Origin of the sequence: Streptomyces sp. NPDC021012 (assembly GCF_044333355.1) — a bacterium.
Lineage (GTDB): Bacteria > Actinomycetota > Actinomycetes > Streptomycetales > Streptomycetaceae > Streptomyces.
The window spans coordinates 466225-492113 of record NZ_JBIRQU010000001.1; the positions used below are offsets into that span (position 1 = coordinate 466225).

At 70.3% G+C, this 25889-nt stretch carries 19 protein-coding genes; 6 read left to right on the forward strand and 13 right to left on the reverse strand.

What is annotated here, in order from left to right; genetic code table 11:
- Position 1: 1 nt before the first annotated feature.
- From ACH4TP_RS02125 to ACH4TP_RS02170, 10 genes are all read right to left on the reverse strand, one after another.
- Complete coding sequence (locus tag ACH4TP_RS02125) at positions 2-1000, reverse strand: ABC transporter permease (RefSeq protein WP_389231777.1); 999 nt, start codon at positions 998-1000, stop codon at positions 2-4.
- Positions 993-1916, reverse strand: coding sequence for an ABC transporter permease (locus ACH4TP_RS02130; RefSeq protein WP_389231780.1), 924 nt, complete (start codon positions 1914-1916; stop codon positions 993-995). Before ACH4TP_RS02130 ends, ACH4TP_RS02125 begins: the two co-directional genes overlap by 8 nt.
- A gap of 89 nt (positions 1917-2005) precedes the next feature.
- Positions 2006-3634, reverse strand: coding sequence for an ABC transporter substrate-binding protein (locus tag ACH4TP_RS02135; RefSeq protein ID WP_398186672.1), 1629 nt, complete (start codon positions 3632-3634; stop codon positions 2006-2008).
- A gap of 180 nt (positions 3635-3814) precedes the next feature.
- A complete protein-coding gene (locus ACH4TP_RS02140) occupies positions 3815-4903 on the reverse strand; it encodes an ABC transporter ATP-binding protein (protein WP_389231786.1) in 1089 nt (362 codons plus the stop codon).
- Positions 4896-5954 carry an ABC transporter ATP-binding protein gene (locus ACH4TP_RS02145; RefSeq protein ID WP_398435264.1) on the reverse strand — a complete coding sequence of 353 codons (1059 nt, stop codon included), beginning with the start codon at positions 5952-5954 and terminating at the stop codon, positions 4896-4898. The genes ACH4TP_RS02140 and ACH4TP_RS02145 overlap by 8 nt, the downstream gene beginning before the upstream one ends.
- Before the next feature lie 14 nt (positions 5955-5968).
- A complete protein-coding gene (locus ACH4TP_RS02150) occupies positions 5969-6922 on the reverse strand; it encodes an ABC transporter permease (RefSeq protein WP_389231792.1) in 954 nt (317 codons plus the stop codon).
- Positions 6915-7847, reverse strand: a complete 933-nt coding sequence (locus tag ACH4TP_RS02155; protein ID WP_389231974.1) for an ABC transporter permease — start codon at positions 7845-7847, stop codon at positions 6915-6917. Before ACH4TP_RS02155 ends, ACH4TP_RS02150 begins: the two co-directional genes overlap by 8 nt.
- A 172-nt stretch (positions 7848-8019) precedes the next feature.
- The gene (locus ACH4TP_RS02160) at positions 8020-9660 is read right to left on the reverse strand and encodes an ABC transporter substrate-binding protein (RefSeq protein ID WP_389231795.1); all 1641 of its coding nucleotides are present in this window, start codon (positions 9658-9660) and stop codon (positions 8020-8022) included.
- A gap of 479 nt (positions 9661-10139) precedes the next feature.
- Positions 10140-12041, reverse strand: a complete 1902-nt coding sequence (typA, locus tag ACH4TP_RS02165) for a translational GTPase TypA (RefSeq protein WP_389231798.1) — start codon at positions 12039-12041, stop codon at positions 10140-10142.
- Between the two features lie 263 nt (positions 12042-12304).
- Positions 12305-14662, reverse strand: coding sequence for an ABC transporter family substrate-binding protein (locus ACH4TP_RS02170; RefSeq protein ID WP_389231801.1), 2358 nt, complete (start codon positions 14660-14662; stop codon positions 12305-12307).
- A 200-nt stretch (positions 14663-14862) separates the two neighbouring features.
- On the opposite strand from ACH4TP_RS02170, the gene ACH4TP_RS02175 reads away from it, so the two are divergent.
- From ACH4TP_RS02175 to ACH4TP_RS02190, 4 genes are read left to right on the forward strand one after another with little or no spacing between them, the layout of a single operon-like run.
- Positions 14863-15090 carry a hypothetical protein gene (locus tag ACH4TP_RS02175; RefSeq protein WP_389231804.1) on the forward strand — a complete coding sequence of 76 codons (228 nt, stop codon included), beginning with the start codon at positions 14863-14865 and terminating at the stop codon, positions 15088-15090.
- Positions 15091-15130: 40 nt separating this feature from the next.
- Entirely contained in the window at positions 15131-15955 is an 825-nt protein-coding gene (locus ACH4TP_RS02180; protein ID WP_398435267.1) for a hypothetical protein, read from the forward strand.
- Position 15956: 1 nt separating this feature from the next.
- On the forward strand, positions 15957-17840 hold the full coding sequence (locus ACH4TP_RS02185) for a fumarate reductase/succinate dehydrogenase flavoprotein subunit (protein WP_389231808.1): 1884 nt from the start codon (positions 15957-15959) through the stop codon (positions 17838-17840).
- The gene (locus ACH4TP_RS02190; RefSeq protein WP_389231810.1) at positions 17837-18607 is read left to right on the forward strand and encodes a succinate dehydrogenase/fumarate reductase iron-sulfur subunit; all 771 of its coding nucleotides are present in this window, start codon (positions 17837-17839) and stop codon (positions 18605-18607) included. Before ACH4TP_RS02185 ends, ACH4TP_RS02190 begins: the two co-directional genes overlap by 4 nt.
- Before the next feature lie 2 nt (positions 18608-18609).
- On the opposite strand, the gene ACH4TP_RS02195 is transcribed toward ACH4TP_RS02190, so the two are convergent.
- Positions 18610-19614: a hypothetical protein gene (locus ACH4TP_RS02195; protein WP_398435270.1), complete on the reverse strand. Its 1005-nt coding sequence runs from the start codon at positions 19612-19614 to the stop codon at positions 18610-18612.
- Between the two features lie 208 nt (positions 19615-19822).
- On the opposite strand from ACH4TP_RS02195, the gene ACH4TP_RS02200 reads away from it, so the two are divergent.
- Both ACH4TP_RS02200 and ACH4TP_RS02205 read left to right on the forward strand, forming a co-directional pair.
- Positions 19823-21916: a TPM domain-containing protein gene (locus ACH4TP_RS02200; protein ID WP_398435272.1), complete on the forward strand. Its 2094-nt coding sequence runs from the start codon at positions 19823-19825 to the stop codon at positions 21914-21916.
- Positions 21917-21945: 29 nt separating this feature from the next.
- Complete coding sequence (locus ACH4TP_RS02205) at positions 21946-22656, forward strand: PspA/IM30 family protein (protein WP_398435274.1); 711 nt, start codon at positions 21946-21948, stop codon at positions 22654-22656.
- A gap of 17 nt (positions 22657-22673) precedes the next feature.
- On the opposite strand, the gene ACH4TP_RS02210 is transcribed toward ACH4TP_RS02205, so the two are convergent.
- Together ACH4TP_RS02210 and ACH4TP_RS02215 are read right to left on the reverse strand one after the other, a co-directional pair.
- A complete protein-coding gene (locus ACH4TP_RS02210; RefSeq protein WP_389231822.1) occupies positions 22674-25244 on the reverse strand; it encodes a SpoIIE family protein phosphatase in 2571 nt (856 codons plus the stop codon).
- A 144-nt stretch (positions 25245-25388) separates the two neighbouring features.
- The gene (locus ACH4TP_RS02215; protein WP_389231825.1) at positions 25389-25811 is read right to left on the reverse strand and encodes an ATP-binding protein; all 423 of its coding nucleotides are present in this window, start codon (positions 25809-25811) and stop codon (positions 25389-25391) included.
- Positions 25812-25889 lie beyond the last annotated feature (78 nt).

A 25889-nucleotide genomic window follows, 5' to 3' on the forward strand; every position in this document is an offset into this window, starting at 1 on the left:
ACTACCTCAGCTTCGGGTCGAGGGCGTCGCGCACCGCGTCGCCGAGCATGATGAAGGCGAGCACGGTGATCGCGAGCGCGCCGGCCGGCCAGAGCAGCATGTGGGGCGCGTTGCGGATGTACTGCGACGCCGAGGAGATGTCGATGCCCCAGGAGACGGTCGGCGGCTTCAGTCCGACGCCGAGGTACGACAAGGTCGCTTCGAGCGCGATGTACGTGCCGAGGGCGATGGTGGCGACGACGATCACGGGGGCGACGGCGTTCGGCGTGATGTGCCGGAGCAGCATCCGGGAGTTGGAGGCGCCGAGCGCGCGGGCGGCCTGGACGTAGTCGTTCTGTTTGGCCGTGATGACGGAGCCGCGGGCGATGCGGGAGACCTGCGGCCAGCCGAGGAGCACCATGAAGCCGATGACGGGCCAGACGGTGGCGCTGGTGACCACGGACAGCAGGACCAGGCCGCCGAGGACGACGGGGATGGCGAAGAAGACGTCGGTGATGCGGGAGAGGAGGCCGTCCCAGGCTCCGCCGAAGAAGCCGGCCAGGCCGCCGAGGACGCTGCCGAGGATCGCGACGCCGAGGGTGGCGAGGACGCCGACGGTCACGGACGTCCGGGCACCGTAGACGACCCGGGTGTAGACGTCGCAGCCCTGGCCGTTGAAGCCGAAGGGGTGGCCGGGCTGGGAGCCCTCCTGGGCCTTGGCCAGGTCGCAGTCGAGGGGGTCTCCGGAGGCGATCAGCGAGGGCCAGATGGAGATGACCACCAGGAAGAGGATGACGAGCGCGGAGATGATGAAGATCGGGTTGCGGCGCAGGTCGTGCCAGGCGTCGGACCAGAGGGAGCGGGGCTTCTTGTCGGCTCCGGTTCCTTCGGGGCCGCCCGGCGTCTTCTCCAGGGTCTCGGCCTCCTGGGTGCCGAGATCGGCCGCTCCCCCGGCTCCGGTGGAGGCGATGGCGCGCCCTTCCTCTCCGTACGACTCAAGGGGTTCAAGCGGCTCAGGCATAGCGAATCCTCGGGTCAAGGACGGCGTACAGGAGGTCGACCAGAAGGTTGGCCAGCAGGAACACCAGGACGAGGATGGTCACGAAGCCGACGACCGTCTGGGTGTTCTGGCGGACGATGCCCTGGTAGAGCTGGAAGCCGACGCCGTGGATGTTGAAGATCCGTTCGGTGACGATGGCGCCGCCCATGAGCGCGCCGACGTCGGCGCCGATGAAGGTCACCACGGGGATGAGGCTGTTGCGCAGCAGGTGGCGGCTGATGACCCGGCGGCGGGGCAGGCCCTTGGCGACGGCGGTGCGGACGTAGTCGGCGCGCTTGTTCTCGGCGATCGAGGTCCGGGTGAGCCGGGTGACGTACGCGAGTGAGACGGACGCGAGGACGAGGCCGGGGACGATCAGTTCGTTGAAGGGCGCCTCGGGCGAGACGGCCGGATTGATCCAGCCCCATTCGACGCCCAGGAGGTACTGGATGAGCAGGCCGGTGACGAAGGTGGGGACGGACAGGACGACCAGGGTCAGCAGCAGGACGCTGGTGTCGACGGGGTGGCCGCGCTTGAGGCCGGTGAGGACGCCCAGGGTGATGCCGATGACGATCTCGAAGAGGATCGCCACGATGGTGAGCCGGATGGTGACCGGGAAGGCGTCGGCCATCAGCTCGGTGACGGGCTGGCCGTTGAAGGCGGTGCCGAAGTCGCCGGTGAAGACGTTGCCCATGTACGTCAGGTATTGCTGCCAGACCGGCTTGTCGAGGCCGTACTCCTTCTCCAGCTGGGCGGCGGTGGCCGGGTCGCAGGCGCGGTCGCCGCAGAGGCCGGCGATGGGGTCGCCCATCACGTTCACCATCAGGAAGATCAGCAGCGTGGCGCCGAAGAAGACCGGGATCATCTGCAGCAGCCGCCGGATCACGTATCGACCCACGGGAGGCCTCCAGGGTGGGTTGCGGGACGGTGTACGGCCCGGCGCGGGGATCCGCGGCCCGGGCCGTGCACCGTCGGACTGCTACGGCGTCACTTGAGCTTGATCTGGTCGTAGACCGGGACGCTGAAGGGGTTCAGGGTCACGTTGGTGACCCGGTCCGAGTAGCCGGCGCTGCCGTTCTGGTACCAGAGCGGGATGGCACCCATGTCGTCGCGGAGGACTCCCTCGGCCTGCTGGAAGAGCCCGACGGCCTTGCCGATGTCGGACTCGGCGTTGGCCTGGTTGACCAGCTTGTCGAACTCGGGGTTGGAGTACTTGCCGTCGTTGGACGAGGCGTCGGTGTAGTACAGCGGCTGGAGGAAGTTCTGGATGAGCGGGTAGTCCATCTGCCAGCCGGCCCGGAACGGGCCCTTCAGCTTCTGGGTGCTGGCCTGGCTGCGGAAGTCGGCGAAGGTGCCGATCGGGTTGCCGACGCAGGCCTTGTTGTTGCCGAGTGCGTTGTTGATGGAGTTGCAGACGGCGTCCACCCACTCCTTGTGGGAGCCGGTGTCGGCGTTGTACGAGATCGTCATCGTGCCGCCGGGGATGCCGCCGCCCTCGGCGACCAGCTTCTTCGCCTGGGCCGCGTCGTACTTGCAGAAGTCGCCGCAGACGTCCTTGTAGCCGCCCTCCTTGCCGAGCACCGGGGAGGTCCAGTCGACGGCGGGGGTGCGGGTCTTCTGGAAGATCGTCTCGGTGATCTGCTGGCGGTTGATCGCCATGGAGAGGCCCTGCCGGAGCTTCTCCTGGCCCGGCTTGTTCCACGCGGGGTCGTAGAACGGGAAGGAGAGGGTCTGGATGATGCCGGCGGGGACGTTGATGTACCGGCCGCCGAGGTCGGCCTGGACGTTCTTGAGCTGGGAGGCGGGCACGTCGTCGACGAGGTCGAGGTTGCCGGCCGTCAGGTCCGTGTAGGCGGTGTTGTTGTCGGTGTAGACCTTGAGGTCGATGCCGCCGTTCTGGGCCTTGTCGGGGCCGGGGTAGGCGTCCCACTTCCTCAGGGACATCTGGGAGCCCTTGGAGTAGGAGTCGACGGTGTACGGGCCGTTGCCGACGGGCTTCGAGAGCCAGCCGGCATGGTCGCTGTAGAAGACCTGGGGAAGCGGCGAGAAGGCCGCGTAGCCGAGGGTGACGGGCCAGGTGGAGAACTTCTGGGTGAGCTTCACCGTGAAGGTCTGGCCGCCGGTCACCTTGAGGCCGGACATGGTCTCGGCGGTGGGCTCGCCCTTGTCGGGGTGGACCTTGTCGTAGCCCTCGATCTGGCCGAAGAAGAACGCGTTCTTCTGGTTGTTCTTCAGACTGGCGCCGTAGTTCCAGGCGTCGACGAAGGACTTCGCGGTGACCTTCTCGCCGTTGGAGAAGGTCCAGCCGGACTTGACCGTGATGGTGAAGTTCTGCGAGTCCGTGGTCTCGATCTTCTCGGCGAGCATGTCCTTGGCCTCGCCGGTCTTCGGGTCGTACTGCTTGAGCCCGCGGAAGATCATGGAGAGGACCTTGCCGCCCTGGACCTCGTTGGTGTTGGCGGGCTCCAGCGGGTTCTGCGGGTCGCCCCACGAGGAACTCACGATGCCGTCGGCCCCTCCACCACCACCGCCGCTGTCGCCGCCACCACAGGCCGTCGCCGCGAGGGCGACGGCGGTGGCCAGTGCGGCCCACTTGGCGTGCGTGGCTCCGCGCATGGAGTGCCTCCCGTATGTCCTGGGTCTTACTTAGGCCCCAATATCACCCGATATTGACGGAGGTGCACTTTTACGACGCCCGGACGGACGCCCACCGGCCGGGCGGCATGCAGAAGGGCGCCCCCGTTCCGTACGTACGGAACGGGGGCGCCCTTCTGCGGTCGGTGCGCGCTCGGTGCGTCAGCTCACCGGGACGACCTGCTTCTCCTCGGCGAAGTGGCACGCCGAGGAGTGGGCGGCCGGGGTGTCCTGGCCCTGGAAGCGCTGCGGGATCGCGAGGACCGGGACCTCCTGCGAGCACTTCTCCTGCGCCTTCCAGCAGCGGGTGCGGAAGCTGCAGCCCGACGGCGGGTTGGCCGGCGAGGGGACGTCACCGGTGAGGATGATCCGCTCGCGGTGCGCGCGGGCCTCCGGGTCCGGCACCGGCACCGCGGAGAGCAGCGCCTGCGTGTACGGGTGCGTCGGGTGCTCGTAGATCTGCTCGTCCGTACCGATCTCGGCCATCTTGCCGAGGTACATGACGCCGACGCGGTCCGAGATGTGCCGGACGATCGACAGGTCGTGCGCGATGAAGATGTAGGAGAGGTTGAACTCGTCCTGGAGCTTCCCCATCAGGTTGATGACCTGCGCCTGGACGGAGACGTCCAGGGCCGAGACCGGCTCGTCGCAGATGATGATCTCCGGGTTGAGCGCGAGGCCTCGGGCGATGCCGATGCGCTGGCGCTGACCGCCGGAGAACTGGTGCGGGTACCGGTTGATGTACTCCGGGTTCAGACCGACGACGTCGAGCAGCTCCTGCACCTTGCGGCGCCGGTCGCCCTTCGGGGCCACCTCGGGGTGGATGTCGAAGGGCTCGCCGATGATGTCGCCGACCGTCATGCGCGGGTTCAGCGAGGTGTACGGGTCCTGGAACACCATCTGGATGTTGCGGCGGACGGCCTTCAGCGCGCGCCCGGACAGCTTGGTGATGTCCTGGCCCTTGTAGAAGACCTCGCCGGCGGTGGCCCGCTCCAGGTTCATCAGGAGCTTGGCGACCGTGGACTTGCCACAGCCGGACTCGCCCACGATGCCGAGGGTCTCGCCCTGGAAGAGGTCGAAGGAGACCCCGTCCACGGCCTTGACCGCGCCGACCTGCTTCTTGAAGAGGATGCCCTGCGTCAGCGGGAAGTGCTTCTGCAGGTTGCGCACCTGGAGGATCGGCTCGCCGGCGGCCACGGGGGCCTCGATGGCGGCGGCCACGGCCTCGTCGTTGTTGCTGAGGTCAGCCATGGATCGTCTCCTTCCAGAAGTGGCAGGCGCTCTTACGGCCCGGGAGGTCCGCGCCGTCCTGCTCGGTGACCGGCACCAGGGCCGGGATCTCCGTGCGGCAGATGTCGTCGGCCTTGGGGCAGCGCGGGTTGAAGGCGCAGCCGGTGGGCACCTTGAGCAGGTTGGGCGGGAGGCCCTTGATCGCGTAGAGCTCCTGGCCCTTCTGGTCCAGGCGCGGGATCGAGTCGAGGAGACCGCGGGTGTACGGGTGGGCCGGGCGCTTGTACAGCTCGTGCACCGGCGCCTGCTCGACGATCCGGCCGGCGTACATCACGGCGATCTTGTCCGCGACGTCGGCGACGACGCCGAGGTCGTGGGTGATCAGGATCAGGCCCATGTTGTATTCCTGCTGGAGCTCCGCGAGGAGGTCCATGACCTGGGCCTGGACGGTCACGTCGAGAGCCGTGGTGGGCTCGTCGGCGATGATCAGGTCCGGCTCCAGGGCGAGCGCCATGGCGATCATGATGCGCTGGCGCATGCCGCCGGAGAACTGGTGGGGGTAGTCGTCGACCCGCGCCTTGGCGGCGGGGATCTTGACCTTGTCCATCAGCTCGATGGCCTTGACCTTGGCGTCCTTCTTGGACATGCCGTGGTGCACCCGGAACATCTCGCCGAGCTGGTAGCCGACGTTGAGGACCGGGTTCAGGGAGGACAGCGCGTCCTGGAAGATCATCGCGATCTTCCGGCCGCGGATCTTCCGGCGCTCCTCCTCGGACATCTTCAGCATGTCCTCGCCGCGGAACAGGATCTCGCCCTGCGGGATCTTGCCGGGAGGCATGTCGAGGATGCTCATGATGGCCTGGGCGGTGACGGACTTGCCGGAGCCGGACTCGCCGAGGACGGCGAGGGTCTCGCCGGCGTTCACCGAGTAGTTGACGCCGTTGACCGCCTTGGCCACACCGTCACGGGTGTGGAACTCGACGTGCAGGTCCTTGACTTCGAGGAGCGGACCGGTGTGGTCGGAACCGCCGCGCGGCGCCGGGACGGCCGCGGTCTTGTCAGTGATGCTCATCTGTTACGCCCTCCTCAGCGCAGCTTGGGGTCGAGGGCGTTGCGGACGGCTTCGCCGAGCATGATGAACGCCAGAACGGTGAGGCTCAGCATGATCGAGGGCCACAGCAGGATGTGCGGGGCCACTCGGATCTGGGCGACGCCCGCGGAGATGTCGACACCCCAGGAGACGGTCGGGGCGGCGAGGCCGAGTCCGAGGAAGGACAGGGTGGCCTCGGCCGAGATGTAGCCGCCCAGCGCGATGGTGGCGACGACGATCACGGGCGCCATGGCGTTCGGCAGGATGTGCCTGAACAGGATCCGGTTGGTTCCCGCGCCGAGGGCCTTGGCCGCGTGGACGTAGTCGGCCTGCTTGACGGTGATCACGGCACCGCGCATGACGCGGGTGATCTGGGTCCAGCCGAGGAACGCGAGGGCGAAGACGACGACCAGGACGGTCCGGTCGGTGAAGGACTGCAGGACGACCATGGCGCCGAGCAGGAACGGGATGCCGAAGAAGATGTCGGTGATCCGGGAGACGACCGTGTCGACCCAGCCGCCGAAGTAACCGGCGATCATGCCCGTGATGCCGCCGACGATCGTGACGATCGCGGTGACCGCGATGCCGACGGTGACGGAGGCGCGGGTGCCGTGGATCAGGCGGGAGTAGACGGAGCGGCCCTGCCCGTCGTAGCCCAGCCACTCGGCCGAGCCGATCTTGCCCAGCTCCGGCTTGCCGAGGAAGTGGTGGACCAGGTCACCGGCGGTCGGGGACGCGCTGGTGAAGAGGGTCGGCCACGCCGAGATCAGCAGCAGCAGCACGATCAGCGTCGACGAGACGATGAAGTACGGGTTGCGGCGCAGGTCGACCCAGGCGTCGCCCCAGAGGCTGCGGGCCTTCTCCTGCTTGGCCGCGGGCGCGGAGGCGTCCACCGAGGGGGTGGCGACGGCGTCCTCGACGGCGGCAGCGGTCTTGGTCACGTCAGGCATACCGGATCCTCGGGTCCAGGACCGCGTACAGCAGGTCGATGAGCAGGCTGGTGACGAGGTAGACGATCACCAGGATGGTGACGAGGCCCACCAGGGTCGAACCCTCGCGCCGGGAGATCGAGTCGGCGATGACGCCGCCGATTCCGTGGATGTTGAAGATCGCCTCGGTGACGACCGCGCCGCCCATGAGGGCGCCGATGTCGGTGCCGAGGAAGGTGACCACGGGGATCATCGAGTTGCGCATCAGGTGGACGCCGATGACGCGGCGGCGCGGCAGGCCCTTGGCGACGGCCGTGCGCATGTAGTCGGCGCGCAGGTTCTCCGCCATCGAGGTGCGCGTGAGGCGCGCCACGTAGGCGAGGGAGAGTCCGCCGAGCACGACGGCCGGGGCGATCATCTCGCTCAGGACCGGCTCGGTGCTGACGTTCGGGGCGATCCAGCCGAGGTTGAAGGCGAACACCATCTTGATGATGTAGCCGAGGACGAAGACCGGGATCGAGATGATCAGCAGGGTGAAGATCAGGATCAGGTTGTCGGCGAGCCGGCCGGCGCGCAGACCACCGATGATGCCGAGGCCGATGCCGAAGATCAGCTCGATGGCGAAGGCCAGAGCGGCGAGCTGGAGGGTGATGGGGAACGCGTCGCCCAGCACCTCGGTGACCGGTCGTCCGTTGCGGATCTGGGTACCGAAGTCCAGGTGCAGGATCATGTCCCGCATGTAGAAGAGATACTGCTGCCATTCCGGCTTGTCGAGGCCGAGTTCATGGCGCTTCGCGGCGAGCGTCGCCGGGTCGGCGCCCTTGTCGCCGAACATGGCAAGCACGGGGTCACCGGGCAGAAGGTGCACCATGGCGAAGATCAGCAGGGTCGTCCCGAGGAAAACCGGGATCATCTGGAGCAGTCGTCGTGCGACATAACGCCCCATCATGCCTCCGTTGAGATGTGACAGCGCAACCGACGGGCCCTCCCCCGACACCATGCCCGGATCCGGGCACGGTGATGTCGTGGAAGGGCCCCCCAGCCGCTGCGTAAGGCGCCCCCACGGGACTTGACGATCCGCCAAGTCCCGTGACGGCGTGCGGACTACGCTTGGGTGATTACTTCTTGACCTCGACGCCGGTCAGGATCGGGTCGCCGTCCTGGCCGTAGGCGACACCCGAAACCTTCTCGGAGAAGCCCGCGTTGACCTTGTAGTACCAGAGCGGGATGGACGGCATGTAGTTCTTGAGGTCCTTCTCGATCGCCTGGTAGGCCTTGACGGACTCGTCAAGGGTCTTGGCGGAGTCGGCCTTCGCGATCTTGGCGTCCAGCTCCTTGTTGGAGAAGTCGCCCTGGTTGCCGCCGGCACCCGTACGGAACAGGTCCGAGATGAAGTTGGCGTTCACCGGGTAGTCGAGCACCCAGCCGGAGCGGTAGAACGACTTGACCTGCTTCGTCTTACGAGCGGTCAGGTCGGCCTGGAAGTCCGGCTTGCCGTCGCCGACGCACTGGACGCTGGTGGCCTGCTGGATGGAGTTGCAGACAGCGTCCACCCACTCCTTGTGGCCACCGTCGGCGTTGTACTGGATGGAGATCTTGTTGCCGGGGACGCCGCCGCCGGCCTTGATGAGCTCCTTGGCCTTGGCCGGGTCGTACTTGGTGACGCCGTCGCCGCCGTCCTCCTGGAAGCCCAGGACGCCCTTGGCGACCCAGCCGGTCGCGGGCTCACGCGTGCCGTTCAGCACCGTCTTGGTGATGGTGGCGCGGTCGATCGCCATGGACAGACCCTGGATGACGCGCGGGTCGACCGGCTTCGGCTTCTTCCACTGGTCGGCGTAGAAGGCGACGGCGAGGGTCTGGATCGCGGAGTACGCCTGGTCCACGGCGCGGTCGCCGAGGTCCTGACGGTAGACCGGGAGGTCCTTCGGGGCGATCTGACGCAGGACGTCGACGTTGCCGGACTTCAGGTCCTCGTACGCGGCCTCGAGGGTGGTGTAGTTCTTGAAGACCACACCGCCGTTCTTCGCCTTGTTCGGGCCCTTGTAGCCGTCGTAGCGGACGATCTCGATCTTCTTCTTGTGGTCCCAGCTCTTGAACTTGTAGGGACCGTTGCCGATCGGGGCCGCGCCGCGGCTCTTCGCGTCGAGCTTGTAGAAGGACTCCGGGAGCGGCGCGAAGACGATGTACGCGAGCTTGTGGCCGAAGTACGGGACGGCCTTGGAGAGCTCGATCGTGAAGGTGTTCTCGTCGACGACCTTCAGACCGTCCAGCTTGTCGGAGGTCTGCTTGGCGCCCTCGGCCTCCGGGTGGACCTTGTCGTAGCCCTTGATGTCCGCGAACCAGGACGCGAGGCCCTGGGCGTTCTTCAGGCTGGCGTTCCAGTTCCACGCGTCCACGTAGGACTTGGCGGTGACGGGGGTGCCGTCGTGGAAGGTCCAGCCCGGCTTGAGCTTGACGGTCCAGGTCTTCGAGTCCGTCGTGGTGACCGACTCGGCGTTGACCATCGTCAGCGAGCCGTCGGCCTTGTAGTCGACCAGGGTCGAGAACAGGCCGGCCATGACGGCGGAGCCGTTGGACTCCATCGTGTCGCCGGTGAGCAGGGGCTTCTCGGGCTCGCCCAGCTCGATGGAGAAGATTCCGTTCGGGTCAACAGCCTTGGCGTCGCTGCCGCCGTCGCTCTTACCCCCGCCACAGGCGGTCGCAGCAAGGGCGACGATGATCGCGCCCGTTACCCACTTGGCGCTCTTGGCACCGCGCATGGGTTCCTCCTCATGAGTCCACTTTGTCACTACAAGAGGGGCACTTCGAGTTTCGCCGACACCCCTGACGGCTTTGGACTCAAGTGCCCCGAGTGTGCTCGTGAGTCGGCACTCCCCACAGTGCGTGACCCATTGACCCGAGCTCAATGGAGCCAACTATTAAGTACGTCCGGGCTGTAAACCACACTTAAGTGGTCTCGTTTTGACAACATCGGCGGGGTCCTGAAGACCGAAATCCGGACAAACTGAGCACAGACAGACACCCGCGAAACGGACCGTTAACACACGTACCGGAGAGCGATCCCCGATATGCGGACGCCCGGCCCCCGAAATGGATTTGACGAAACTTGACGAAAAGCCCGGGCCCCCACAGTGTCCGTGGGGGCCCGGGCTCCGGTCCTGACGTCGCGTCAGCCGAGAGCGGCGAAGATCACAGGCCCGTGACCTACCCCGCCGTCAGCGGCCGTATGCGACCCTACTCAGCCGTTCTTGGCGCGGGAAGCGGAACGACCGCGCTCCTTCTGGTCCAGGACGACCTTGCGGATGCGCACGGCCTCCGGGGTGACCTCGACGCACTCGTCGTCGCGGCAGAACTCCAGGGACTGCTCCAGGGAGAGCTTCCGCGGCGGGACGATCGCCTCGAAGGAGTCGGCGGAGGAGGAGCGCATGTTGGTGAGCTTCTTCTCCTTGGTGATGTTCACGTCCATGTCGTCGGAGCGGGAGTTCTCGCCGACGATCATGCCCTCGTACACCTCGGTGCCGGGCTCGGTGAACAGGACGCCGCGCTCCTGGAGGTTGGTCATCGCGAAGGCGGTGACCGCACCGGCGCGGTCGGCGACCAGGGAGCCGTTGTTACGGGTGACCAGCTGGCCGAACCACGGCTCGTGGCCCTCGTGGATCGAGTGGGCGATGCCCGTACCGCGGGTGTTGGTGAGGAACTCCGTACGGAAGCCGATGAGGCCGCGGGACGGAACGACGAACTCCATGCGGACCCAGCCGGAGCCGTGGTTCGACATGTTGTCCATGCGGCCCTTGCGGACGCCCATGAGCTGCGTGACCGCGCCCATGTGCTCCTCGGGGACGTCGACCGTGAGGCGCTCGACGGGCTCGTGGATCTTGCCGTCGACCTCCTTGGTGACGACCTGCGGCTTGCCGATGGTGAGCTCGAAGCCCTCGCGGCGCATCTGCTCGACCAGGATGGCGAGCGCGAGCTCACCACGGCCCTGGACCTCCCAGGCGTCCGGACGCTCGGTGTCGAGGACGCGGAGCGAGACGTTGCCGATGAGCTCGCGGTCCAGACGGTCCTTGACCTGGCGGGCGGTGACCTTGCGGTCCTTGACGGCCGCCTTGGCGTCCGCGCCCTTGCCCGTGCCGCCGCGGCCGACGAGCGGCGAGGTGTTGGTGCCGATGGTCATGGAGATGGCCGGCTGGTCGACCGTGATCAGCGGAAGCGCGATCGGGTTCTCCGGGTCGGCCAGGGTCTCGCCGATCATGATGTCCGGGATGCCGGCGACGGCGCAGATGTCACCGGGGCCCGCGACCTCGGCCGGCTTGCGGGTGAGCGCCTCGGTCATCATCAGCTCGGTGATGCGGACGTTCTGGATGCTGCCGTCACGCTTGATCCACGCGACCGTCTGGCCCTTGCGCAGCTCGCCCTGCTCGACGCGGAGCAGCGCGATGCGGCCGAGGAAGTTGTCGGCGTCGAGGTTGGTGACGTGGGCCTGGAGGGGGGCCTCCTCGTCGTAGGACGGGGCCGGGACGTGCTCCAGGATGGTGGAGAAGAAGGGCTCCAGGTTGTCGGAGTCCTGCGGGACCGTGCCGTCCTCCGGCTTGGTCAGCGAGGCGATGCCGTCGCGGCCGCAGGCGTAGACGATCGGGAACTCGATCTGGTCCTCGTCGGCGTCCAGGTCGAGGAAGAGGTCGTAGGTCTCGTTGACGACCTCGTCGATCCGGGAGTCCGGGCGGTCCGTCTTGTTGATGCAGAGGATGACGGGCTTGCGCTGCTGGAGGGCCTTGCGCAGCACGAAGCGGGTCTGCGGGAGCGGACCCTCGGAGGCGTCCACCAGGAGGACGACGGCGTCGACCATCGACAGACCGCGCTCGACCTCGCCACCGAAGTCGGCGTGGCCGGGGGTGTCGATGATGTTGATCGTGATCGGGGCCCCGCCGTCCTTGGGGTGGTACTTCACCGCCGTGTTCTTGGCGAGGATCGTGATGCCCTTCTCACGCTCCAGGTCGTTCGAGTCCATCATGCGGTCGTCGAGCTGCTGGTGGGCGGCGAAGGCACCGGCCTGCTTGAGCATGGCGTCGACGATGGTCGTCTTGCCGTGGTCGACGTGGGCGACGATGGCGACGTTACGGATGTCGTGGCGCGTGGGCATGGGTGGCTTGCGCTTCTCTCGGATCGTGGGAATCGGCGTCAGTTCCTCTTACGCCCGCCGGGCGGACGCGCCACGGCTATGTCCTATGGTACGGGGCTGCCGCGCAAGGGGCTTCCCCGGCTGGATCCGAGAGGGTCTACTAGGGGGTTTCAGGGTGTGGGGAAAGTCATGCGGACCGGGTCAAGGGGCCGACGCGATCCTGCCCGCCGGGGTCTCCGGCGGGCAAGGAACTTGAGCTGCTTCTGAGGTTGCGACCTGCACTTTCAGTGGTTGCGCTCGCTACCATGGGTCGTTTCGGGCTTCTTGAACCCGATGTCCTGGTAGCGGGGCGCGGCGAGGCCCCAGGCCCCGGCGTTCACCAGGTCGGCCCTGGCGGCGACGAGCTGCGGGCGCTGGTAGAGGGGGATGGAGCCGGCCGCGGCCCAGATCCGGGCGTCGGCCTGGCGCACGAGGTCACGGGCCTCCTCCTCGTCGAGCGTCCCCGCCGCCTGGTCGAAGAGCTGGTCGATGCGGTCGGTGCCGACCCGGGAGTAGTTCTGCTCGACCAGGAGCGAGCCGTCCGAGGCCGGCTCGGGCTTGGCGAAGATCGGCCGGGCGTCGGTCGCCGGGAAGGCGGAGGCCGGCCAGGAGTAGAGGGCCAGGTCGTAGTCGCCCGAGGCGATGTGGTCCTTGAAGAAGCTGTCGTCGGAGACCTTGGTGACCTCGGTGCGGATGCCCACGGCGTCGAGCATCCGGACGATCCTGTCCCCGACCGACCGCAGCGACTCCGAGCCCGGCCCGGACGGCAGGACGAAGCGGAGGCTGAGCGCCTTGCCGTCCTTGCCGAGGGCCTGGGCCCGGGCGGCGTCGGGGGCCGTCACGGGGGCGGCGGTGCCGCGCGGGGCGTAGGCCCCGGCCACGCCCCGGTCCGGCTTGGCGGCCTGCTGGGCGGCGTGGGCGCCGGTGTCGAGCGCCTCGGCGCGGGCGAGGAGGGCGGCGCTCTGGCGGACGGCGGTGGGGGTGAGGGCGTCGGTGCCGTGGTCGGGGCCGTTCGCGCCGACGGTGGCGGGGCGGTCGCCGGGCTTGTCGTCGCCGACGATGTAGAGGCCCTCGTCGGAGGCGGTGTCGCTCTTCTTCTTGGCGTCGGTGGAGCCCCCGGTCTTCTTGGCCTTCTCCGCGGCCTTCTTCTCCGCCTCCTTCTCCGCCTCGCTACCCGCCTTCGTGCCGGCGGGCTTCCGGAGCGCGCCGCCGGGGACCCAGCCCGCGTCGGCGAGGAGCGCCCGCGCCTCCTTGGTGTCCTGGCCGCCGAGCGCGTCGCTGCCGTCCGCGTAGGCGGCCTGGCCCGCGAGGGCGAGGTGGCTGCCGGGGGGCCGGGCGGGGAGGCCGAGGGGCTTCAGTACGGATTCGGCCAGCTCCTGGCGGTCGATGGCGCGGGCCACCGCGCGCCGCACCCGCTCGTCGGCCAGCGGGCCGGACTCGCCGTTCAGCGAGAGCTGGGTGTAGGCGGGCTCCAGGGACTTGCGGACCACGTACTTCGCCAGGGTGTCCTGGGCGCTCGCGTACGCGGCGACGGCCTCCTGGTTCTTCTTGCGGGCGGCGGTGACCTCGGCCGCCTTCTCGTCGTCGGAGCCGTGGGCGAGGGCCCAGGACTTCAGGGCCTTGGAGGGGGTGATCGCGGAGCCGGGGCCGTGGGCGAGGGCGGCCTGGGCGCCGCTCCGCCCGGCCCGGGCGTCGCGGAGGGCGAGGGAGATCCGCTCGGCCACGGGCCGGTCGATCTCGGCCAGGTCGAGGTCGCCGGCGGCGAGGGCGGCGCCCCGGTCGGCCCGGGGGACGGCCTTGAGGACGAGGCTGTCGAGCTTGGGCTGCTGTCCCCACCAGCGGGGGTTGCGGACGAGGGTGACGTCGCCGCCCTTCCGGTCGACCTCCTTGAGCAGGAACGGTCCTGCAGTGGCCTTGAGGGTGGTGCGCGCCCCGTCGTTGAAGGAGTTCGGGGAGCCCATCACCTGCTTGGGGTAGAGCGGGGTGAAGAGGGACTGCCAGTCGGCGTACGGCTTGGCGAAGGTGACCCGGACCTCCAGGTCGTCCTTGCCCCGCTCGATCTTCTCGATCCGCTCGTAGCCGGAGTTGCGGGCGGTCCAGTACGCGGTGTCGCGGCCGCTCAGCGCGCGCCACTGGGCCACGAAGTCGGCGGCCCCGATCTCGCGTCCGTCGCTCCACACCGCCTGCTGGTTGAGCTTGTAGAGGACGACCTGCCGGGGCTCGGTCTCGACGACCTGGGCGGATTCCAGGTAGTCGGGGTTCAGCTTGGGGCGGCCCCGCTCGTCCATCGTGTAGAGGGCGGGGAGCACGGCCCCGGCGATGCGCGAGGTGGTGCCGTCGGCGTCGGCCTGGAAGGCGTTGAGCGTGGTGGGCAGCGCGTCGACGGCCCAGCGCAGGGTGCCCCCGTCGGCGACCTTGTCCCGTGCCGCGGGCGCGTTGTCCTGGGCCGCGGCCGGGGCCTCGTCGGCCTCGTCGCCGGAGCTGCAGCCGGCGAGGACGGTGACGGCGAGGACCGCGCTGGTCAGGGCGGCGACGGAGCGGAGCGTGCGGGAGCGGGGGCTCCTGGAGCATGTCCTCCCGCGAGGGGCGCCGATCTGGGACATGACTTGTACCCCTTCGTCCAGATTTATTCCATTTGGAGATGATCAGACCTATTGCTCATACACTGAAAAGCACGGACCGGATGCGGCCACGGCGACACGGCGGCACGGCCGGCAAACCCCACTCGTGCGGCCCAACCGCTCGTGCACACGACTTCCCAAGCGGGATGTGACGCGCGACACTCACGAAGGTGAGGGCAACCATGTCCGTTCAGGACGATCTGGCGGCCGTCAAGCGCCGCTTGCAGGACCTGGAGCACACGGTCGAAGAGCTGGAACGCCGCGTCGGGACGGAGCGCGGCGCGTCTCCCGCGCCGGCCCCCGGCCGTGCGGAGAGCATGGTGACCATCCCCGAGGCCCCGTACGACGCCGGAATGTGGACCGACGTCGACGACGAGGGCCTGGGAGCCCGCGACCACCACGCACCGTAGAGCCGTGAAGCCGTAGCGCCGAGGAGCCGAGGAGGCCCTGTTGGCCACAGGTACGGAACCCCCCGCGGGGGCGGCGACGGGGGTGCGCTCCCCGGGGCGCGCCTCCATCGCCGCCCGCCATCTGCGCACCGACCGCTGGTGGCTCTCCCCCGCCGCCACCGCCGCCGGACTGCTCGCCTTCGTCGCGTACTCGACGTGGCGGGCCTTCGCCAACGCCCACTACTACGCCGCGCCGTACGTCTCCCCGTTCTACTCGCCCTGCCTCGCGGAGAACTGCGTCCCCATGCGCGGCGGCCCGAACTGGGCGCTCTTCGGGAGCTGGTGGGGGCTCTCCCCCGCCCTGCTGATCCTGGTCTTCCCCCTGGGGTTCCGGCTGACCTGCTACTACTACCGCAAGGCGTACTACCGGGGGTTCTGGGCGGCTCCCCCGGCCTGCGCGGTGGCCGAGCCCCACCGCGCGTACACGGGCGAGACCCGCTTCCCGCTGCTCCTGCAGAACCTCCACCGGTACTTCTTCTACGCGGCGGTGCCGGTCGCCGGCATCCTCACGTACGACACCGTCCTGACCTTCCGGGACGGGCACTACGCCTGGGGCCACGCCGGGCTCGGGACGCTGGTCTTCCTCGTCAACATCGTCCTCATCTGGTCGTACACCCTCTCCTGCCACTCCTGCCGGCACATCGTCGGCGGACGGCTGAAGCACTTCTCGAAGCACCCCGTCCGCTACCGGCTGTGGACCTGGGTGGGGCGCCTGAACCGGCGTCACATGCAACTCGCCTGGGCGTCGCTGATCAGCGTCGCCGTCTGCGACCTGTACGTGTACCTGCTCTCCACCGGCGCCTTCGACGACCCGAGGTTCTTCTGACATGAGTCCTGTGGAACGGCAGCAGTGGGACGTGATCGTGGTCGGTGCCGGGGGCGCCGGGCTGCGGGCGGCGATCGAGGCGCGGCAGCGGGGCGCCCGTACGGCCGTGATCTGCAAGTCCCTGTTCGGCAAGGCGCACACCGTGATGGCGGAGGGCGGCATCGCCGCCTCGATGGCCAACGCCAATCCGCACGACGACTGGAAGACGCACTTCCGGGACACCATGCGCGGCGGGAAGTTCCTCAACCAGTGGCGGATGGCCGAGCTGCACGCCCAGGAGGCCCCCGAGCGGGTCTGGGAGCTGGAGACCTGGGGCGCGCTCTTCGACCGGACGGCGGACGGCCGGATCTCCCAGCGGAACTTCGGCGGCCACGAGTACCCGCGGCTCGCGCACGTCGGCGACCGCACCGGTCTCGAACTCCTGCGGACCCTCCAGCAGAAGGCGGTCGGCCTCCAGCAGGAGGACCACCGCGAGACCGGCGACCACGAGGCGCGCCTGAAGGTCTTCCAGGAGTTCACCGTCACCCGGATCCTCAAGGACGGCGGGGGCCGGGTCGCGGGGGTCTTCTGCTACGAGCGGGAGAGCGGGCGCTTCCTCGTCCTGGAGGCGCCCGCGGTCGTCCTCGCGACCGGCGGCATCGGCAAGTCCTTCAAGGTGACCTCGAACTCCTGGGAGTACACGGGCGACGGCCACGCGCTGGCCCTGCTCGCCGGGGCGCCCCTGGTGAACATGGAGTTCGTGCAGTTCCACCCGACCGGCATGGTCTGGCCGCCGTCGGTGAAGGGGATCCTGGTCACCGAGTCCGTACGCGGTGACGGCGGGGTCCTGCGGAACTCCGAGGGCAAGCGGTTCATGTTCGACTACGTCCCCGAGGTCTTCAAGGAGAAGTACGCGGAGTCGGAGGAGGAGGGCGACCGCTGGTACGAGGACCCGGAGAACAACCGGCGCCCGCCCGAGCTGCTGCCGCGCGACGAGGTGGCGCGGGCCATCAACGCGGAGGTGAAGGCGGGGCGCGGCTCCCCGCACGGCGGGGTGTTCCTGGACGTGTCGACCCGGATGCCGGCGGAGACGATCCGGCGCCGGCTGCCCTCGATGTACCACCAGTTCAAGGAGCTGGCGGACGTGGACATCACGGCCGAGGCGATGGAGGTCGGGCCGACCTGCCACTACGTCATGGGCGGTGTCGCCGTCGACTCGGAGACGGCGGCCACGGTCGGGGTGCCCGGGCTCTTCGCGGCCGGTGAGGTCGCGGGCGGCATGCACGGCTCCAACCGGCTCGGCGGGAACTCGCTCTCCGACCTGCTCGTCTTCGGGCGGCGGGCCGGGCTCCACGCGGCCGGGTACGCGGCGGGGGCGACGCCTTCCGAGGCCGCCGAGGAGGACGTGGCCGCCGCGCGGGCGGAGGCGCTCGCCCCGTTCGAGCCCGCCTCCGCGGGCCCCCCGGAGAACCCGTACACGCTCCACCAGGAGCTCCAGCAGACCATGAACGACCTCGTCGGGATCATCCGGCGGGAGGGCGAGATGGCCGAGGCCCTGGAGCGGATCGCCGCCCTGCGGGAGCGGGCCGGGCGGATCGTGGTCGAGGGGCACCGGCAGTTCAACCCCGGCTGGCACCTCGCCCTCGACCTGCGGAACATGCTCCTGGTGAGCGAGTGCGTGGCCCGGGCCGCCCTGGAGCGCACCGAGTCCCGGGGCGGGCACACCCGCGAGGACCGGCCGGCGATGGAGCGGTCCTGGCGGCCGGTGAACCTGCTGTGCCGGGCCGGGGACGGCGGGGTCGCCCTGGAACGGGTGCGGACCGAGCCCATCAGGCCCGATCTGCTCGCGCTCTTCGAGAAGGAGGAGCTGGCGAAGTACCTGGCGGAGGAGGAGCTGGACGCATGAGCACGTATCAGGCCCGCTTCCGGATCTGGCGCGGCGACTCCGAGGGCGGGGAGCTGACCGACTACACCGTGGAGGTGCACGACGGCGAGGTGGTCCTCGACATCGTGCACCGGCTCCAGGCCACCCAGACCCCCGACCTGGCCGTGCGCTGGAACTGCAAGGCGGGCAAGTGCGGGTCCTGCTCGGCCGAGGTCAACGGCCGGCCCCGGCTGATGTGCATGACCCGCATGTCGGTCTTCGCGCGCGACGAGGTCGTCACCATCACCCCGATGCGGGCCTTCCCCGTCGTCCGCGACCTCGTCACGGACGTCTCCTTCAACTACGCGAAGGCCCGGGAGATCCCCGCCTTCGTCCCGCCCGCCGGGCTCGGGCCCGGCGAGTACCGGATGAAGCAGGAGGACGTGGACCGCTCGCAGGAGTTCAGGAAGTGCATCGAGTGCTTCCTCTGCCAGGACACCTGCCATGTGGTGCGCGACCACGAGGAGAACAAGCCCGCCTTCGCCGGGCCCCGCTTCCTCATGCGGGTCGCGGAGCTCGACATGCACCCCCTGGACGCGGCCGAGGAGGTCGGCCTCGACCGCCGGAAGACGGCGCAGGAGGAGCACGGCCTCGGCTACTGCAACGTCACCAAGTGCTGCACGGAGGTGTGCCCGGAGTCCATCCGGATCACCGACAACGCCCTGATCCCGCTGAAGGAGCGGGTCGTGGACCGGAAGTACGACCCGCTGGTCTGGCTCGGGAAGACGATCCGGCGGCGGAAGGGCTGAGGTCAGAGCCAGCCCGCGCGGTAGGCCGCCCAGTCCCCCTCCTCCGCCGCGAAGTCGACGTACAGCGCGAGGCCGAACCTCTTCCGGCCCGGGTCCGTGCGGCCCAGGCCGAGTCTCGCGCCCTCGACGGCCGCGGCGACCGTCTCCGCGTCCTCGTGGTGCCCGAGGTCGTCCTCGTGGAAGAAGGGGAGGCCGATGAGCAGGTCGGTGGTTTCGGGGGTCGCTTCGAGCGCGAGGGCCGTCTGCTGGGCGACGTACCCGCCGTAGAGGCTCTCCAGCGGCATCCAGGTGTCGTACGACATGACGGCGATCTGGTCGACGCGCCGGGCGACCTCGCCGAAGAACTCCTGCGACCACCACTTCTCGCTGCCGTCGGCGCTGACCGCGGCAAGGACCGCGTGGGCGCCCGGCAGCGGGTCGATCTGGTGGGCGGCGACGGAGAGCCGGGCCTTCCGGGGCCGGGTCAGCTTCCCCAGGTCGTCCAGGAGGGAGAGGTAGTCCCGGTCGTCGGAGTGCAGCGGCTCCAGGTCGAAGTGGACCCCGTCGAAGCCGGCGTCGAGGACCCGGCGGGCCGAGCCCACGACGGCCCGGCGTGATCCGGCGTCCTCCAGGCGCAGCCCCACGGGCCCCTCCGTCGCCAGGACGTCGCCCAGCCAGGCCTGGACCCGTATCCCGGGCATCGCCCGGTGCACCCCGTCGATCAGCCACCTGGCACGGGGGTGCTTCGCCGCCGACAGGGTCCCGTCGTGCTCCAGGGGTCCGGCGTGCACGTACAGATCGCGTATCCCGCTGCCCTTCAGGCGTGCGGCGAGGGCCGCGAGGTCGGCGTCCTTCTTCCGTCCGTCGACCCAGGCGTGCCCGATCCAGAAGGCGTCCTTGCCGCGGGTCCTCGCGTCGTCCCTGAGGTCGCCCGTGTAGCTGACCCACAGGGCCAGGGCGCCGAAGAGCGGGGGCACCACGAGCAGCAGGACCAGCCCGAGGACCCACCAGCGCCCCCGCCTCCACACACGCCTCAGCCGTCCGTCCACCCGAGCCCCCCAAGAGCCGTCGCGTCACTGGAACCACGAACCACCGTAGCGGTGGTCACTGACAGTGACGATGGGGCGAGGGAGGCGGTTTCGGGCGGCGCGGGTCCGGTCGCGGGCGGCGCGGGTCCGGTCGCGGGCGGCGCGGGTCCGGTCGCGGGTGAACATACCCGGACATAGCCTCGCCTTTGTGACGCGAATAGCCACCCGAGCCCTCCTCGCGATGCTGGTGGCGGCGTGGTGGCTCCTCGTGCCCGCCGTCCACGGTGCCCGCGCCGACGACCCTGTCGCCCTGTCCAGGGACGGGCAGATCACCGACCGGGTCGGCGCCCTCGGCGATCGTCGCGCCTCCGTGGCCCAGGCCCTCGACCGGCTCTACGACGACCGGCGCGTCCAGCTCTTCGTCGTCTACGTACGGGACTTCTCCGGACGCTCGGGCCGGAGCTGGGCCGACGCCACCGCGGAGCGCAACGCCCTCGGCCTCGACGACGTCCTGCTCGCCGTCGCCACCCACGACCGGCAGTACGGCTACTCGGCCGACCCCGGCTCCCGCCTCACCCAGGCCCAGCTCGACGAGGTCGCGCGGACCGCGATCGAGCCGGCCCTGCGGCAGAACGACTGGGCCGGCGCCGCCATCGGCGCCGCGAACGGCTACGACGCCGTCCTCGCCGGCCGCCCCGTCCCCGCCCCGACCCTCACCCCCGGACCCGCCGACCCCGGCGCCGCGGCCGACGGCGGCACCTCGGCGACCGACCTCGTCCTGCCCCTGGTGCTCGTCGGCGGCGCGGGGGCCGTGGCGGCGTACGCGTACACCAAACGGCGCCGCAGGACCGAGACCCGCACCACCCCGGGAGGCGGGCAGGGCTGGGGTCCGCCGAAGGAGACCGCGCCGCCGTCCCTGGAGCAGCTCGACGCGGAGGCCCGGCGGACGCTGGTCGCCACCGACGACGCCGTCCGCACCAGCAAGGAGGAACTCGGCTTCGCCTCGGCCCAGTTCGGCGAGGAGGCGGCACGCCCCTTCACCGAGGCGGTCGACTTCGCCGGGGAGCAGCTGACGGCCTCCTTCCGGCTGCGGCAGAAGCTCGACGACTCCTTCCCCGAGGACGACGCGACCCGCCGGAGCATGCTGGACGAGATCCTCCGCCGCTGCGCCGAGGCGAACGCGCGCCTGGACGCCGAGACGGAGGACTTCGACCGGCTCCGGGCCCTGGAGCGCACGGCCCCCGCGGCCCTCGCCGCCGTGGAGGGGGCGCTCCGGGAGCAGACCGGGCGGATCGGGACGGGCGAGGCGACGCTGACCGCGATGCGCGAGCGGTACGCGGAGACGGCGGCCGCCCCCGTCGCCGGTGACGTCGAGCAGGCGAAGGACCGGCTCGTGTTCGCGACGGCCCGTGTCGACGAGGCCCGCCGGCGGATCGGCTCCGGTGACAACGGCGGGGCCGCCGTGGACATCCGGGCCGCCGAGGGCGCCGTGGACCAGGCGGCCCGGCTGATCGAGGCGGTGGACCGGCGGGCGCGGGAGCTGGCCGAGGCCGTGGGGAAGCTGCCGGGCGCGCTCGCGGAGGCGGACGCGGACCTCGCGGAGGCCCGCGGGCTGCTGAAGGGGACCGCCGAGGGGGTGTCCACGGCCGGTCTCCAGGGTCGGATCGCCCGTGCCGACGCGGTGATCGCCGAGGTGCGGCGCGGGGTGGACGCCGGGCGGTACGACCCGATCGACGCCCTGCGCCGGGTCGAGGAGGCCGACGCGGCGCTCGACGAGGCCCTGGAGGGCGCGCGGGAGCGCGAGTCGGGTGCCAGGCGGGCCCGGGCGCTCCTCGACCAGGTGATGCTGACGGCCCGTTCGGCGATCGGGGCGGCCTCGGACTACGTCACGACGCACCGGGGCGCGGTGGGCAGCGAGGCCCGTACGCGTCTCGCCGAGGCCCAGCGCCGCTGGGAGAAGGCGCGGGCGCTCGCCGACGGCGGCGATCCGCAGACGGCCCTGGTGGAGGCCAGGGAGGCGGACGCGCTGGCGCGGCGCGCCCAGGACCTCGCCGAGCAGGACGTCCGCACGTACGGGAACCCGAACGGCCTGGGCGGTGCGACGGGGGTGGGCGGGAGCGGTGGCGGCGGGCTGGGTGGCGCGGTGCTCGGCGGCATCGTCCTCGGCGGGCTGTTCGGCGGGGGAGGCGGGGGAAGGGGCGGCGGTCACGGCGGTTTCGGGGGCGGAGGTTTCGGCGGCGGGCCCGGCAGCTTCGGCGGCAGCGGCACGCGCGGCCGGCTGGGCGGCGGAGGCCGTTTCTGAGTTCCACGAGTTCCCCAAGGAGCAGAGCGATGAGCAGCAAGCAGACGGTCCTCGGCCGGGTCACCCAGCTGGCGAAGGCGAACATCAACGCCCTCCTCGACCAGGCGGAGGATCCGCAGAAGATGCTGGACCAGCTGATCCGCGACTACGCGAACAACATCGCGGAGGCGGAGGAGGCGGTGGCGGCGACCATCGGCAACCTCCGGCTGATGGAGCAGGACCACCAGGAGGACGTGGACGCGGCGAAGGAGTGGGGCGGCAAGGCGCTCGCCGCGAGCCGGAAGGCGGACGAGCTGCGGGCCGGCGGGCAGACGGCGGAGGCGGACCGTTTCGACAACCTGGCGAAGGTGGCGCTGGGCCGCCAGCTCCAGTCGGAGAAGGAGGCGAAGACCGCCGAGCCGACGATCGCCGCCCAGACCGGGGTCGTGCAGAAGCTCAAGGCCGGGCTCGACCAGATGAAGGCGAAGCTGGGCGAGCTGCGGGCGAAGCGCGACGAGCTGGTCGCCCGCGCGAAGTCGGCCCAGGCGCAGAACCGGATGATGGACGCCGTGCGGAGCGTCGACGTACTGGATCCGACGAGCGAGCTGCACCGCTTCGAGGACAAGGTGCGCCGGGAGGAGGCGAAGGCCCTGGGCGAGCAGGAGCTCGCCGCCTCCTCGCTCGACGCCCAGTTCGAGCAGCTGGACGCGCTCGGCGACAGCGCCGAGATCGAGGCCCGGCTGGCCGCGCTGAAGGGCTGACGCCTCGTCCGCTCCGGTCAGAACATGCTGAGGAGCTGCTCCACCGTGGGCTCCGCCGTCCCCTCGCCGTCCGGCAGGTCCAGTTCGAACCAGACGGTCTTGCCGCGCGGGGTGCGGCGCGAGCCCCAGGACGCGGAGAGCAGTCCGACGAGCTGGAGGCCGCGGCCGCCCTCGTCGGTGTCCCGGGCCCTGCGGCGCCGCGGCTGGACGAGGCCGGCGTCCCAGACCTCGCAGACGAGGGTGCGGTCGCGGAGCAGGCGCAGCCGGATCTCCCCCTCGCCGTAGCGCAGGGCGTTGGTGACGAGTTCGCTGACGAGGAGTTCGACGGTGTCGATGAGCGGTTCGAGGTCCCAGGCCGTGAGCTGGGCGCGGGCGAGCTCGCGGGCCCGGCCGACGGAGCGGGGTTCCCTGGGCAGCTGCCAGTCGCCGACGGCCTCGCTGGGCAGTCCCTGGATCCTGGCCATGAGGAGGGCGATGTCGTCCTCGCCGTGTCCGGTGTTCAGGCTGGTGAGGACGCGGTCGCAGACGTCCTCCAGGGGGCGGTCCGGGTCGGTGAGGGCCCGCCGGAAGGCCTGGAGGCCCTCGTCGAGCGGGTGGTCGCGGGATTCGACGAGGCCGTCGGTGTAGAGGGCGAGGAGGGCGCCCTCGGGGAGTTCGACCTCGACCTCCTCGAAGGGTTCGCCGCCGACGCCGAGCGGCATCCCGGGGGGTACGTCGAGGAGCAGGGCCTCCTCGCCGGGCGCGAGGAGCACCGGCGGGAGGTGCCCGGCGTTGGCGAAGGTGCAGCGGCGGGTGACCGGGTCGTAGACGGCGTAGACGCAGGTGGCGAGGTAGACCTCGGAGAGTTCGGGGCCCCGGTTCTTGTGGCTGCGGGACTGCTGCGCGCCGATGGGGGCGCCCAGGCCGCGGGCGATCTCGTCGAGGTGGGAGAGGACTTCGGCGGGTTCCAGGTCGAGCTGGGCGAGGGTGCGGACGGCGGTGCGGAGTTCGCCCATGGCGACGGCGGCGCGCAGGCCGCGGCCCATGACGTCGCCGATGACGAGGGCGGTGCGGTGGCCGGGGAGCTCGATGACGTCGAACCAGTCGCCGCCGACCTCGGTGGCGGCGGTGCCGGGGAGGTAGCGGCAGGCGATGTCGAGTCCGGCGGCCTCGGGGTCGCCGGGCGGGAGCAGGCTGCGCTGGAGGATCAGGGCCCGCTCGTGCTCGCGGCGGTAGAGGCGGGCGTTGTCGATGCAGACGGCGGCGCGGGCGGCGAGCTCGACGGCGAGGGCCCGGTCGCGCTCCCCGAAGGGCTCGCTGCCCTTCGTACGGGAGAACTGGACGAGGCCGACGACGGTGTCGTGGGCGACCATCGGGACGACCAGGGTCGACTGGACGAGGTCTCCGTCGGAGCCGGGGACCGTGCGGACGCGTCCGGTGCGCAGGGCTCCGGCGCAGGGCGAGTTGAAGGGGTAGCGGTGGACGGCGCCGACCTCGATGGGGACGGGTCCGCAACAGCCGCTGCCGGGGCCGTGGCCCTCGTCGGTCCTGAGGGGGGTGTCGGAGACGGCGCTCGCGAAGGCGACCCTGCGGAGTTCGGCGCTGCCCGCCCCGTAGCCGACGTCGTGGGAGTTCCCCCAGCGGCCCGGCGGTGCCTCGTCGCCGGTGAGGAGGCCCTGGTAGAGGTCGACGGAGGCGAGGTCGCAGAAGCCGGGGACGGCGACGTCGAGGAGCTCGCGGGCGGTGGCCTCCAGGTCGAGGGAGTTGCCGATGCGGGCGCCTGCCTCGTTGAGGAGGGCGAGGTTGCGGCGGGCGCTGGCGGCCTCCCGGGCGGCGTTGTGGCGGCGGGTGACGTCGATGCCGAGGCCGGCGACGCCGATCGGCCGGCCGGAGCCGCTGTGCACGCGGTAGAGGTTGATGGACCAGTGGCGGCGGTCCCTGGCGCCGGGCGCGGCGCCGACGATCTCGAAGTCGGTGACGGACTCGCCGGTCTCCAGGACCCGCTTGAGGGCGGCGGTCATCCGGTCGGCCTCGGCGCGGCCCAGGTAGTCGTGGACGGTCCGGCCCCGGTGGTCGTCGGCCGAGCCGCCGAAGACGGTGGCGAAGCGCCGGTTGGCCCGCTTCACGGTGAGGTCGGTGCCGAAGAGGAGGAAGCCGAAGGGAGATTGGCCGAATATCGCCTGGGATGCGGCGAGGTCGGTCTCGATACGGCGCAGGGCGCGCACATCGACGACGATGCACAGCGCGGCCCGCTCCCCGGCCGGGGTCTCGCTCGGCATGACGTACATCTCGGCGATGCCGCGGGGCCGGTCCTCGCCGGGCATACGGAACGGGACGAGGCCCGTCCACTCCTTGCCGTCGAGGATCTCCTTGACCCGTCGGCGGCCGCGGTCGCGCAGGTCGGCGGGCATGAAGGCCTCGACGGGGTCCTTGCCCACGGCCTCCTCGGCGGTCACCCCGAAGAGGTCCACGGCCCGTCGGCTCCACTGCTCGACGAGGCCGTCGGGCCCGATCGAGAAGGACGCCACCCGGATGTAGTCATAGAGGGATCCGGGCGGGCTGCTCTGCCACACGACGCCGCCGCTCGTCGTCCCAGGTATCTCGCTCACGCGACCGTCCCCTCCAGCTCACCGCACCGGACCGGCCATGCCCGCAGTATTCAATACGGCAGGCCCCGACGGCACGACGTTCACGATCACAGGGTGGTCTCGTTCGTCCCTCGCCGAGTACCGGTGATCGTTGTCCCACCCTGTTTACTCACCAGGGAGAGCCAGCTCGAACCATACGGTTTTGCCCGTCGTTCCTCTACGTGTTCCCCAGCGGCGGGCGGAACAGGCCACGAGGCCGAGGCCGCGACCCCCTTCGTCCTCGGGTCCGGGGGCCCGCTCGGTCGGCGGATCCGGAAGCGGATCGGAGACCTCCACCAGGAGCGCCGGCGGATGCGCCGGGTCGGCGCCCTCGAAGTGGGGACGGACGAGCCGGACCCCGATGGGGCCGGAGGCGTACCGCAGGGAGTTGGTCACCAGCTCGCTGACCAGCAGGACGGTCACGTCACCGAGGCTCTTGTCGAGCTCCCAGGCGCGCAGGGTCTCGCGCACCGCGTGGCGGGCCGTGCGCACGGCGTTCGCCTCCGCCGGGAAGTTCCACTCCGCGCGCTCGCCGTCGGTGTCGATCACACCCGATCACTTCCCCAGCCGTGCGTCAGCAGGAAGGTCCATGCCCCCTCCCAAGGGGTCATTCTGGACATACCCGAT